9 protein-coding genes are annotated in these 12,372 nt (G+C 54.9%); 8 read left to right on the top strand and 1 reads right to left on the bottom strand.

Going from position 1 to position 12,372, the window contains the following annotated elements:
• The first annotated feature begins 148 nt into the window (after nucleotides 1-148).
• Both MOP44_RS04540 and MOP44_RS04545 read left to right on the top strand, forming a co-directional pair.
• Nucleotides 149-526 (top strand): response regulator transcription factor, encoded by a 378-nt coding sequence (locus MOP44_RS04540; RefSeq protein ID WP_260794726.1) that lies wholly within the window; start codon nucleotides 149-151, stop codon nucleotides 524-526.
• Nucleotides 520-1,626, top strand: coding sequence for a sigma-54 interaction domain-containing protein (locus MOP44_RS04545; RefSeq protein ID WP_260794727.1), 1,107 nt, complete (start codon nucleotides 520-522; stop codon nucleotides 1,624-1,626). Before MOP44_RS04540 ends, MOP44_RS04545 begins: the two co-directional genes overlap by 7 nt.
• Before the next feature lie 177 nt (nucleotides 1,627-1,803).
• Here MOP44_RS04545 and MOP44_RS04550 read toward each other — a convergent pair whose 3' ends face one another.
• On the bottom strand, nucleotides 1,804-2,709 hold the full coding sequence (locus tag MOP44_RS04550; RefSeq protein WP_260794728.1) for a carboxypeptidase-like regulatory domain-containing protein: 906 nt from the start codon (nucleotides 2,707-2,709) through the stop codon (nucleotides 1,804-1,806).
• A gap of 2,013 nt (nucleotides 2,710-4,722) precedes the next feature.
• Here MOP44_RS04550 and MOP44_RS04555 point away from each other — a divergent pair.
• The 6 genes from MOP44_RS04555 to MOP44_RS04580 all read left to right on the top strand — a co-directional run bounded on the left by MOP44_RS04555 (nucleotide 4,723) and on the right by MOP44_RS04580 (nucleotide 12,368).
• On the top strand, nucleotides 4,723-5,517 hold the full coding sequence (locus MOP44_RS04555) for a DoxX family protein (RefSeq protein ID WP_260794729.1): 795 nt from the start codon (nucleotides 4,723-4,725) through the stop codon (nucleotides 5,515-5,517).
• 142 nt (nucleotides 5,518-5,659) lie between these two features.
• A complete protein-coding gene (locus MOP44_RS04560) occupies nucleotides 5,660-6,292 on the top strand; it encodes a response regulator (protein WP_260794730.1) in 633 nt (210 codons plus the stop codon).
• A gap of 148 nt (nucleotides 6,293-6,440) precedes the next feature.
• The gene (locus tag MOP44_RS04565) at nucleotides 6,441-6,800 is read left to right on the top strand and encodes a cupin domain-containing protein (RefSeq protein ID WP_260794731.1); all 360 of its coding nucleotides are present in this window, start codon (nucleotides 6,441-6,443) and stop codon (nucleotides 6,798-6,800) included.
• Between the two features lie 230 nt (nucleotides 6,801-7,030).
• Nucleotides 7,031-8,902: an aspartate--tRNA ligase gene (aspS, locus tag MOP44_RS04570; protein WP_260794732.1), complete on the top strand. Its 1,872-nt coding sequence runs from the start codon at nucleotides 7,031-7,033 to the stop codon at nucleotides 8,900-8,902.
• 795 nt (nucleotides 8,903-9,697) lie between these two features.
• Nucleotides 9,698-10,615 carry an NADP-dependent oxidoreductase gene (locus MOP44_RS04575; protein WP_260794733.1) on the top strand — a complete coding sequence of 306 codons (918 nt, stop codon included), beginning with the start codon at nucleotides 9,698-9,700 and terminating at the stop codon, nucleotides 10,613-10,615.
• A gap of 628 nt (nucleotides 10,616-11,243) precedes the next feature.
• On the top strand, nucleotides 11,244-12,368 hold the full coding sequence (locus MOP44_RS04580) for an efflux RND transporter periplasmic adaptor subunit (protein WP_260794734.1): 1,125 nt from the start codon (nucleotides 11,244-11,246) through the stop codon (nucleotides 12,366-12,368).
• Nucleotides 12,369-12,372 lie beyond the last annotated feature (4 nt).

The raw sequence follows: 12,372 nt of genomic DNA on the forward strand, positions 1-12,372 counted from the left end.
AGCGCGACTTCACACCTCACAACCGCATTCCTCAGAGAGACATTCCGGGCCAGCAGTCTGCTGATTCCGGCTTCCCAGAAGGCCAGGGACAGCTGTTATACCAAAGGACAATTGAACCATTGCGCATGATGATTTAATACTTGCGGACATGGCTATTAAGGAAAAGCCGCAACTCGTTGCGATCGTCGACGACAACGAATTCGTCAGAATCGCCTTGGAAGGTTTGATGAAATCCGTCGGCTTTCCAGCTCTCGCGTTTGCGCATGCGGAGGACTTTCTGGCGTCAGACCGTAAACAGGATACCGCCTGTCTAATCGTCGACATCCGACTGCCGGGCATGTCTGGCCTGGAACTCCAATCAAAGTTAAATGCGGAGCGCTACAGGATTCCAACCATCTTCATCACCGCGCATGGCGACCAAGAAGTGCGTATGAAGGCTTTGCGTGCAGGAGCGGTGGAGTTCTTGACAAAACCGTTCGATGATGAGGCCTTGCTTCAAAGCGTGCGAGCGGCACTGGAATGTTAAGTTCCGTTTTGCCTCGAGAAAAGGCGTTTGGGGGGTCGCCGGTGGAATGTGTTGACAAAATTTCGGTAACCGAACACGGCCAAGCTGAACGGAGGTTTGAGCAAATCATCGGCAATAGCCCAGCTCTGGAGTCCGTGCTGTCAAGTGTCAAACGAGTTGCGCCAACAGATTCGACAGTTTTGATCCTTGGAGAGACTGGGACGGGCAAGGAGTTAATCGCTCGAGCAATTCACAAACTCAGTTCACGCGCCGGTCGGCCGTTCATAAAGGTGAATTGTGCAGCGATTCCTCTCGACCTCTTGGAGAGCGAACTGTTTGGCCACGAAAAGGGAGCATTTACGGGGGCGATTGCCCAAAAACTTGGCCGATTCGAGATGGCCGATTCAGGTACCCTCTTCCTGGATGAAATTGGGGACCTCCCTTTGGCACTTCAACCGAAGTTGTTGCGAGTACTTCAAGAGCAAGAGTTTGAACGACTCGGAAGCGGACGAACCCACCACATCAATGTACGCTTGGCCGCAGCCACACATCGCGATTTGAATACGATGGTTCGGCGCAACGAATTTCGAAGTGATCTCTATTACCGCTTGAACGTGTTTCCCATCGCGCTGCCGCCGCTGCGGGAGCGGCGCGAGGATGTCGAGCAGCTGGTCTTACACTTTGTTGACATCTATTCACGCCGAATGAACAAAGAGATTCGCCATATCCCAAGGGAGACCTTGGATGCATTTGCGGCGTATTCCTGGCCAGGCAATATCCGGGAACTTCAGAACCTTGTGGAGCGTGCCGTAATCTTGTCCAACGATGGGATATTTCCTAACCCGCTGCCCATTGAGGACGAGCATTCGATGGGAACCGCGACTCGTTCATTAGGTACCTTCACTGATTCTCAGCGAGCACTGATTCAGCGAGCACTTGAGAATACTGGGTGGGTCATCGGCGGACCTCACGGGGCCGCCGCTCGGCTCGGATTGAAGCGGACAACCCTGATCACCAAGATGAGGAAGCTCGGGATATCGCGTCCGACTTTTGAAGATGATCAAGACGATTTGCTGGACCGAAATTCGCGTGAACAATTCGGGCAAACCGCTATCGATTAGAAGAGCGTCTTGACTCTCTGTTTATAGAGTTTAGGATTCATCGTCGGGGAACGAACTTGTGATTCCCGTCCCCACGATCTGCACAAATCCCGCCTTCTTCGCCGTCCAATTCAAATGCTTGGTGTCTAATCCCTCGCCCGATGCGATTAGACACCTGCATCTTCTATCTGGTCTCTCTCAGGGGGTTCGCTTTCCTGCGTGCGACGTAAACCGCCGCAAAATGAATTCCTGCACGAGCCCATTGGCCATTCTCCCCCCGGCTGCAATCGCCGCATTTTCGAATACAATTCCCGTGCCGCGATTCGCTCGGGGATAGTAGAGGTTAGAGATTGCACCAGCCGCCAGGTCCCCCCCGACATTCGAATAGTTTGGCTCCCACTTGCCGTTGTCTCCCTTACATATGAAGGCGTTCGATAGGGCGTGAAAGGCCCGAGACCGTTTTGAACCCGTCCCTTGATAAAAGTAGCGGGGATCCTGATGCAGAAGCGAGGGCAATATGGCCTCGCCGATCATGACGTCGTCGAATCCATTCGCATACAAAGCGCCCAGCCGCTGTCCATAGCCCTTCGCTCCCTGCCCGAAGTCCGGAGTATCGCCCGCCTGGTGTATAGCAGCTGTGAAAGCAACTGCGGCAAAGATTATCGGGTCGGTGCTGGCCTTTAAGGCCAACTTGAATTTCAACTTTGCAGTAAGAGGCACAGCATCGTGTTCATAGACAACATAGAAATTCGGAATGAAACCGAATACGCGCTGTCGCTCCTCGACCTTTACTTGTTCGGCCGCAACATCCTCGGAGGAAGCAAAGACCGTTACCGATGCCACTTCTCCCGTGAGTTGAAGCTTGCTCCCAGGCAGAAAGTAAATCTGGGCCGGATCCACCGTAAATGTCGATGAGGTCCATGTGACAAAGCCCGCTGCGCTTATCGTGATCTGATATGCGGCCCCGGGCTCCAGATCGCCGAAAGTATAGGATCCGCCGTTGTCCGATATCGTCGATCGCTTGTCCCCAGTGAGCGGGTTCAGAAGGGTGACAGTCGCGCCTGGAATAATACCGCCATTGACATCGGTAACCGCGCCGCTCATCGATCCAGGAAGACGACTTGTCCCGCTTAAGTCTTGTCCTGTAGCCGTCAGAGCAACATAAGTGAAGAACGCGAAGATGCATAGAGCCCGCATGCTGATTAGTGACCGCATATATCTGCTCCAAGTGCCATTTCAACAAATATGGCTTTTGTGTTCTCTAAGGTGTATGAATGGGCTTGCGGAAGAGGCGGGCTACATACCAGCCTTGACTCAGTTCGATAATGAATTCCAGGGAGCCGGGATGGACTTGAATCGGTGACACTGGCGGTCGATTGCGGCGTATTCCGCGTTTGAAAGAAGAGGCCGCCACCAATCCTTCTGGGGGCCCTGACCGTATACCTGTGATCTGCAATTCCTAGAGCTGCGACACTGCCAATCCCGATCGGCTCAAGAACGGCCGCAGCGAGAAGGTACGGCTTCGCCTTCACGAGCGACTCTGTCACCCCGTATAGACGTCCACTCCGCGGAATGTTGCCTGGCACCTGCGACAGCTCATACACTTGAAATCTCAACTCTGGATGGCCTTTTGCGTAATGGTGAAGACTCGCCTCCAGTTGTTTTGGCGTAGTCATTCCCAAGTCAAAGAGGAAGTTCCGATGGACAGAGTGAGGGAAGAGCACATCCAGCATCTGCCTTGCAAAGTCCGCACAATTTGAGAAGAAGAAGTTGAAACGCGTTCGGTTTGGCCGGCGATTTAGCCACTTCATTAGCTGACCGTCCTGAGTTCTAGTCGTACGCAGGTGAATGCAGATAATCCGGCGGCGATAGGATGCTCCGAGAAGTTGAATCCAACCGTCATCTGGAGGATCGCGTTCGAAGCTTCTGGCATGCCTTGTCCGATATTCTTCGCGCAAATGATCGACCTCAGTACTCGTGGCCCTTTCTGGAATCTCATCGGAGGAATCCACGGCGAATAGATAAGGCTCTGGAGACATCGCTACCCAGTCATACCCGTTGATTCCCTTGTACCGGCTAAGGACTGCTCCGTCCTCGTCAACTCTGCACCACCGCATATGGATGTGGTCATCGGAGCACAGACGATCGATGAGCAGCGCCGCATGCCCAGTTGAGCTCACGCGGCCCAAGAAATTGATCGGCGCCTCGACGAAGAGGGTCACATCTGCGTGCGCTTTTAGCCCTGGCAGTATCAGCAGGAAGACTAGTATGTGCAGAGCACTGGATGTGAGAGATGATGGCCGTCCAGTCGCAAATGGCCACACTGCCTTGGACAGGACAGATGATCCGCTCTTCCGGAACGACAGCGTGATCCGATCTAGCATTGTCAGCCAATGATCCATCACCCCAGAGCGAGCACATCGAACTTGCGGCCGAAATAGATGCAGCAGTGAGGCAGTATGACAAAAGGGTTTCTGTGCGCTTGACACAAATACAACTCCTTCCTAATCGTGTTCGACCTGCGATATGCACGCGATTGACCAATAGCACTTGTACCCGGCGAAATAGGCGAGGTTATGAAGAAACGACACTTAAGGGCCTTGGTTCTTGTTGTGTGACGAGGGACTGTGACGATATCTCGTGACACGCGCTGCGCAAGCGTGCGGAACTTACACGATATCGTGAGCATCGAGGTGCTTCTCAGGTGTCGGAATGTCGGACATTCGCTATATCGACTTCGCGGCGGCATGCGGTGAGCTCTGGCGTCGGCTGATCGCGTTCGGAGTCGTCGCGCCGACTCAACCTGCGACAGTGTCGACGGAAAAATGACAGGGCAAATGGATAGCATTTTCCTGTCGTGATGGCGACAGGTAAGGTCACGATCACGACACAACAAAACTTCGAAGACAGCGTCCCGAAGAACGTGCGTGTCACCGCCTGTGGATCGAGGATCCCGCCACGGTTATGTTTCTGCACGCAAGAATTGGAGATACAGAACGCAGAAATACACGAGGTGGAGAAAACGAAGAGTGGCAATCTGCGTGCAAATCCTTCTGTCAAACGAAATGGTTGGTACTCGTACGAATGGAGTCCGGAGATCGATTGGGAGGAATTCTCATGAAGCGGTTTAAATGGAACAATAAGGGCAAGGGCTCCTTGATTCTGTCGACTGTCAGTTCTGCATTCTGGCGTTTTGCACTAGGGTTCTCTTTCCTGTCAGCGGATGCGGATCGGTTCGCCATCTGGGGGGTCTTTGGCGCGCCCCATAGCAGGGTTGCTCATTCTTACTGGCTGCATTCGGACAGGAGGATGGAGCCTAGACGACAAAACCATTCTGCTCAACGCCGTATTCCTTACTTGGAAATACGGATGAAGTCAAACACTGCGCAACTCACCGGGAACGCGACAGAAATCGTCCGTCTGTTCGCACGGCTCGCGTTAGGAGCTTCTTTCCTTTCCGCTGTGGCTGATCGTTTTGGTGTATTAGGGCCGCACGGAGCGAAGAATGTCTCATGGGGAGACTTCGCTCATTTCGCCGATTACACGCGAGAGGTGACGTCGCTCTTCCCGAGTTCATTGACGGTGTCGTTTGCATGGGCAGCTACCGTGGCGGAGGCGCTCTTTGGGATATTGCTCATCGTCGGTTTCAAAACACGAACAGTCTCCTTCCTCTCCGGTATTCTTCTTCTGCTCTTTGCGATGGGCATGGCCACAGGTCTTGGTATCAAGGCGCCATTAGATTATTCGGTCTTTTCCGCGGCCGCTGCAGCACTCTTACTGGGGTTCTGGGAGCCTGACAGATTTACGTCGGACAAGCTCCTGAACCGACCACCCACGCGAAAGGGATATCCGGTCGCGAGCCACAGTAAGGTCGATCACGTGCAGATTGCGCCTAGCAATCAAGCCAACTAAAAAGGAGCAAACACGATCTCTTGGCGACATTTGCTGTCCATCTGTGCTGTACGACATCGCTCAGGATGGTTCAGCGTACGGCAGATTCGTTTACCGTGGCTCGATGGAGAGATAGGCAACTTGATCTGATTGGAGGAGCGATATGCCACCACCAAAACCCGTACGAATATTGTTGGTCGACGCCCACCCCATCTTTCGGGAGGGCTTGAGTATGGTCATCCAGTCCCACCCTGATTTGCTCCTTGTCGGTCAGGCGGAGAACGCGGAGGATGCTTTCTCTCAATTTCGTAGTGTCCACCCAGACGTAACGATCATGGACCAGAGACTTCCGGGTGTGAGCGGTACGGAAGCGCTTATTGCGATCCGAAATGAAAGCCCTAGAGCGATCGTGATGATGTTGACCAGTTCGAAGAAGGTCATGGACGTACGCCGTGCACTCAATGCGGGAGCCGCAGCATATGTTTTGAAAAACACTCCGAAGGCAGAGATGCTGCGCGTGATCCGTTGGGTCTCTGAAGGGCGTAGACACATTCCTCCCGAGGTAGCGAACACGATCGCAGAACATCTAGGACTTGAGGAGCTTTCTCCTCGCGAAACCTCTGTTCTGAAACTGATCCGAGATGGCTGCCAGAACAAATGGATAGCCCACCGCTTAGGAATTGCTGAAACCACAGTTAATTTTCATATCAGGAATATCGTCGAAAAGCTCCAGGCAAATGACCGGACCCACGCCGTTACCATCGGTTTTCGACGCGGCGTTTTGGAGCTCGAATAGACAGGAGAACAACTCTCCTATAGAAAACTTCTGGCACGCGACTGTCCTGACGGTTAGTCGACTTGCCCGATTTGATGGTTAGCCTACAAGTGTTCCGTGCTCCGACCTTTGCCGTTGTGAGTACGAGAGACAAACAAAGGAGAGCGTCATGAGTGTTACACAAACTGTTGAAGCCTCGAAGATCGAGGCTATACCGGCACCATTTCCGAAGACCAAAGGGATCGCCACCCTCAAGATCTTAAACAGTGATCAATCCTTGGGCCCGGCGGTGGCGCTGTTAAGAATGGAGCCAGGAAGCGAGATTCCAAGACACCTGCACGAGCGAACAACCGAAATGTCGTACGTCCTCGACGGTGACTTCGTAAGCGAAGGCATCTCGTATACGAAGGGCACGGAACTCAACATAAAGCCGAATACCATTCACGGTCCCCACACGACCAAGACGGGATGCTCCCTTCTGGTCACGTTCAGCTATCCATCCGTTGTTGACGATTTCAAGTTGGCTTAGCAGTCTGTAATTTCAAGAGGGATGATGAGAGCGGAAGCCGTCTGTTGAAGTTTCTCAGGCGGCATCCTCTCAACCATGCGACGACGTGTCATTGTCCTCTCGAGAGTTTGACCTTGAGTGGGCAGTTCCAGCTGCAACGCCAGGGCTCTTTTTAGAACCCGAGACAGCCATGACTAAATCAGAGCAGCAGACCCGCGGCTCGAATGATAGCGGCGAGAGGGAAAGGTATTGTGCTGGATTTCATAGGCAATCTGGAACGGACGCACATGTGCGGCACGCTCCGTGCCGCGGATGCAGGACAACCTGTTGTCGTAATGGGTTGGGTGAACCGGCGTCGTGTCCACGGCAGCCTGATCTTCCTCGATTTTCGCGACCGCTCAGGTATCTGCCAGGTGGTGCTGGACAAGGAAGTGACCCCGGAGGGTCACGCGAAAGGAGAGGCGGTGCGACCGGAGTATGTGGTGGCGGCGCTGGGGAAGGTCCGGCTGCGGGCTGCGGACGCCATCAATCGCAAGATGGAGACGGGCGAGATTGAGATTGAGGCGACGGAACTGCGGGTCTTGAACGACTCAAGATTGGCGCCGTTTTCGCCGGCAGAGGATGCGATCGAGAACGAGGAGACGCGGTTGAAGTATCGGTATTTAGATTTGCGGCGGGAGGAAATGCAGCGAAAGTTCCGGCTGCGGCACGAGATTACGCGGGCGATTCGCGAGAGCATGAGCGAGCAAGGATTTCTGGAGGTCGAGACGCCGCTTCTCTGCATGTCTACGCCGGAGGGGGCGCGCGATTTTCTGGTGCCGAGCCGGGTGCATCCGGGCCAGTTCTACGCGCTACCGCAGTCGCCGCAGCTTTTCAAGCAGATTCTGATGATTTCGGGAATTGATCGGTATTTCCAGATTGCGCGATGCTTTCGCGATGAAGATCAGAGAGCAGATCGTCAACTCGAGTTTACCCAGGTCGACCTGGAGATGAGCTTTCCGCGCCAGGAGCATGTGTTCGCGGTAGTGGAGAAGTTTCTGGTTGCGGCATTTGCGGCGGCGGGGATCGCGCTGCCGACGCCGTTTCCGAGGATCACCTATGACGAATCCTTGCGGAGGTTTGGGAGCGACAAGCCCGACATGCGGCTGCCGGAGATGACGGACGTGCGGGCGGCTTTTCCCGATGAGGCACTGGCCACGCTGCAGATCGATCCCGAGCTACCGGTGGTGGCATTCCGGATTGCGGCGGTGGGCTCGCTGAGCCGTGAGGAACGCGAAGACAATCACCCGATGTTCGACAAGCACAAGGGTGCGAAATTCATCGATGACTTCAAACGGCTCGCTAAGGGATTTTCGGGGGCTGCGGCGAAAGTGCGAGAGCTGGTTGGCGCGAGCGACAAGGATCTTGTGGTCATCGTGGCTGGCGATCCGACGCACCATGTCAAGGCGAGCGACACGAAGTTCGAAGGACGGCTGAGCGAGCGCGAGATCAACGTCTATGCTGCTGCAGGAAACTTCCGCTCGAAGCTGGCGAGGAAGTATGCGGAGCGCCACAAATGGTTCGAGGTGACCGAAAGCTGTGTAGAGGAAGCCGATCCGAAGAGCGGGATGGTCATCGACGGGTCGAAGGCGTTCCAACCGATGTGGATCGCGGATTTTCCGATGTTTGAGTATGACCTAGCGACGAAGCGCTGGGTGCCAGCACATCATCCCTTCACGGCTCCGCACGAGCATGACATGGCGAATCTGGAGAGCGATCCGCCAAGCGTGCGGGCAAATTACTATGACCTGGCGATGAACGGGCTTGAGTTGGGATCAGGGTCGATCCGTATCTACCGTAAGGACGTGCAGCAGGTGATATTCAAGGCGCTGGGCATCAGTGACGAGGAGGCTCACGAGCGATTTGGATTCTTCTTGGATGCTCTGGAGTACGGGGCGCCGCCGCACGGGGGGATCGCGCTGGGCCTAGACCGCATCGTGATGCTGGTGTCAGGGGCGGCGAACCTGCGCGAGGTAATTACATTCCCGAAGACGGCGAACGCGATTGATTTGATGGCACACGCTCCGGCTACGGTCCCGGAGCAGCAGTTGAAGGAACTGCATATCCAGGCGGCGAATGGCTAAAGGTGTGCGCGGCCGTCCTTGTTTCTGTAGGGAGGTTCAGGATGACTACTACCGGAACGGTTGCGCTACCCGCTGAAAACCACGGCGAAGGGAACAACATTTCCACGGGACTCGGCCAGAGGTGGGCCTCGGCACACCAGTGCACCTAAATGGATATGGACTGACGGATTCGGGGTCTCCGCGAAGGAACTGTTCGGACAAGTAAGTGCAGTCTGAAGCCAATTTCGCGTCGAGTCGCCTCGTGAGCGTGCTCCCTGGAGAGAATGGAGTGTACTAGTGTGAACAAGAATGATGTTAATGAGAGCTACTTAATTATTATTGGAGATTTGTTGTATACGAACCAGTTACTTCGGGACGCAAATGCCTCGAAGGACGAGGCGATCGAATTGATCATCAGTCATTTGAAAAATGCGGCTACAACCGCTTGCTCGTGTGGTGTTGCCGATCAACTAACTTTTATTCGGAATACGATCAAGGATCGGGATCTTGAGGTAGCACGTCGAAAGAGGTACTGCTTCAGCGAATTCTTCAATATCGCGAAATAACCGATCGAGAATGCAGCAAAATCCCTTGGGGCGCGGCGATCAGAGCTGCAGAAAAGTAGAGGTCAACTCCTATGATTTCGGGTGTTTCTGAATCATAATGCACGGCCTAACATAACCTATAACGCGCCCTCGTTTGACGGCGGTAGAGCGACCCATTAGGAGAAGACATTCCTATGAAACTGAGATGGGACGGCAACAAAGGACAGAGAGACTATCTTGAAGGCAAGAAATCGACACAGAGAGGTGACCGATGAAGGCAATGGTGGTGACAGATCAGGCCGCAGGAAGGGGCGGGGTAAAGCTGGTGGAACGACCCGAGCCGCAGGCATCGATAAACGATGTCCTCATCAAGATCCATGCGTCGGGATTCACAGGGGATGAGTTGACGTGGCCCTCGACCTGGACCGACCGCGTGGGCCGTGACCGTACCCCTTCAATTCCCGGACACGAACTAGCCGGAGTGGTCACCGCTCTCGGCTATGGAACGACGGGCCTGTCGATTGGACAAAGGGTTTTCGGTCTCACGGACTGGTATCGTGACGGCACACTGGCGGAGTACGTGGCCGTCGAGGCTCGCGACCTTGCGCCGCTGCCGAGCGACGTTGACTTCACTGTGGCAGCCGCCCTCGTGATGCCCGGCTTAACCGCGTGGCAGGGGCTGTTTGAGCACGGTCGACTTACGGCCGGGCAGAGCGTTCTCGTACACGGTGCAGCCGGTGTAGTGGGTTCGATGGCGAGCCAACTCGCGCGTGATGCCGGCGCGTACGTCATCGGGACCGGGCACGGGAGCGCTCGTCAGACAGCTCTCGACTTCGGCGCACAAGAATTCGTCGACCTCGATAAGGATGCCCTAGAAGACATCGGGGAAGTCGATCTGGTTTTCGATGTCCTCGGCGGCGATATCGCGAAACGGTCTGCAGGCGTCGTTCGCGCCGGAGGCACGCTGGTGACGGTCACCGGCCCGACCGAGGCGCGGCCCTCTCACGGCCAGGTTATCGACTTCGTCGTCGTATCTGATCGCGCTCAATTGGGTGAACTCGTCCAGCGGGTCCGGAATGGTCGGTTGCGGACGAATATCGGCAACCTAGCCTCCCTCGACGATGCCGTTGCCGCCTTCAACCGGACCGAACGGATCAGGGGAAAGACGATCATCCGCGTTCATCCATGAGGACTTGGGGATTCCCCATCTCCCACGGCTGTTATCTTCCGCGGATTTCTGCGAATGGTGCTTGAGCATCGTATATGCGTTAAGCACCTCGTCAGATCCTGTTTATGGATAATTGCGCCAAAAACTCGTGTTCAACATGCCAAGTGTCCTTGGGGGGGAACAGACTGCGATAGACCAGGATCTCCAAGGAATAGCCGACACCAATCCCTTGCGCACAGCGGCTACGAGATGGCGTTGCGGTTTCTACGGGTGAATCAAATGTTGATCGAATCCCCATTAACGAGTTGACATCCTAAGGCGCGATCGATGTCGTAGCCCAAGGCGAGCCAGCTCGCTTGCAATGAGTTGGGAACACGTCCCACGTACCACGAATGACGTTCCCCGGACGTGAAGCTTAGAGAAGGCAACTTAAGCGGTCAACGAGTACTGAGCGCACCCCGCTAATTAGCGGCCGACAACACTTGGCGGAAGTTCTGACGTTCACAGGAGATCAAACCATATCAACCTACCCGGAGACGACATGGATAGCACTATCACAAATAACACGGCGGAATCCGGAACCGGCGGAGGCTCCGCCAGACACGCACGAAAGCTTTACGCGGGCATTGCAGCTCTGGCCTTGGTTGCTGTGGCCATTGTGGCCTTCGGATCGAAATCATCTCGCGAAGCGCCTGTTGCGGCAGCCGTCCCCGCAAACGTAGTCACAGTCGCTCAGGCGCTGGAACGTGATCTTCACGGACGCCTGCAGTTCTTGGGACAGTTCTCGCCTGTGGACCAGGTCGAATTGCGAGCGCAGGTCGGGGGCATTCTCACCTATATCGGCTTCAAGGATGGGGATATAGTCCGAAAGGGCGCGCTCCTGTTCACAATTGATCCAACTCCTTACCGGATCAAATTTGACGAGAGCACCGCTCAAGTTGCCACGGCTCGGGCGAGACTCGAACTGGCAAAGACCGAACTCGCCCGCGCTCAGACCCTACAAAAAACAGATGCCGGAACTCTTGAGAATGTCGAGCAACGTTTTGCGGAGCAAAGATCCGCCGAGGCGGCATTGGACGAGGCCGAAGCGCGGTTCCGCGACGCGAAATTCGACCTCGATCGAACCCAGGTGTATGCACCATTCTCGGGGCGTATGGGAACGCACCTCATTTCAGTGGGGAATCTTGTCTCAGGAAACCGAGGCGGCGGAGGCTCCACCACGCCCCTAGCGACCATCGTCTCAATCGATCCGATCTATCTCAATTTCGACATGAGTGAGGGTGACTACCTCAATTTTCAGCGCGACAGGTCGTCGAAGAAAAGCGTGTTGGGGAACAGGGTTGATATCGCATTGAGCGATGAGGATCAGTTCGTGCGCAAGGGCACATTGAACTTCCTTGATAACAGCCTAAACCGTGCGAGTGGCACCATCCACGCCCGCGCCACTGTGCCCAATCCAGATTCGTTCTTGACTCCGGGGGAGTTCGGTCGTGTTCGAGTGAACCTCCAATCATCACACCGAGCGCTACTTGTTCCCGACGCCGCAGTATCTGTGGATCAGACGGATCGCGTGGTTCTAGTTGCTGGAGAGGATGGTGTACTGAAAGAAAAGAAGGTGCAAACAGGCGGTCTGCGTTACGGATTGCGTGTGATCTATTCGGGACTTGCTCCTTCGGACCGAGTTGTGATCGGAGGACCGCCGGTAACACCAGGGACAAAGGTATCGACCAAGATAGGCACGATTCTTGCTGGTTCAGATGAAGGGAGCAACTAGAACA

Origin of the sequence: Occallatibacter riparius (assembly GCF_025264625.1) — a bacterium.
Taxonomy (GTDB): Bacteria; Acidobacteriota; Terriglobia; order Terriglobales; family Acidobacteriaceae; genus Telmatobacter; species Telmatobacter riparius.

Bases quoted from the DNA above. Each gene is read 5' to 3' on its own strand.
- MOP44_RS04540 (WP_260794726.1), top strand. From the start codon at position 149: ATGGCTATTAAGGAAAAGCCGCAACTCGTTGCGATCGTCGACGACAAC.
- MOP44_RS04565 (WP_260794731.1), top strand. From the start codon at position 6,441: ATGAGTGTTACACAAACTGTTGAAGCCTCGAAGATCGAGGCTATACCG.
- MOP44_RS04550 (WP_260794728.1), bottom strand. From the start codon at position 2,709: ATGAGCGGCGCGGTTACCGATGTCAATGGCGGTATTATTCCAGGCGCG.
- MOP44_RS04555 (WP_260794729.1), top strand. From the start codon at position 4,723: ATGAAGCGGTTTAAATGGAACAATAAGGGCAAGGGCTCCTTGATTCTG.
- MOP44_RS04575 (WP_260794733.1), top strand. From the start codon at position 9,698: ATGAAGGCAATGGTGGTGACAGATCAGGCCGCAGGAAGGGGCGGGGTA.
- MOP44_RS04545 (WP_260794727.1), top strand. From the start codon at position 520: ATGTTAAGTTCCGTTTTGCCTCGAGAAAAGGCGTTTGGGGGGTCGCCG.
- MOP44_RS04560 (WP_260794730.1), top strand. From the start codon at position 5,660: ATGCCACCACCAAAACCCGTACGAATATTGTTGGTCGACGCCCACCCC.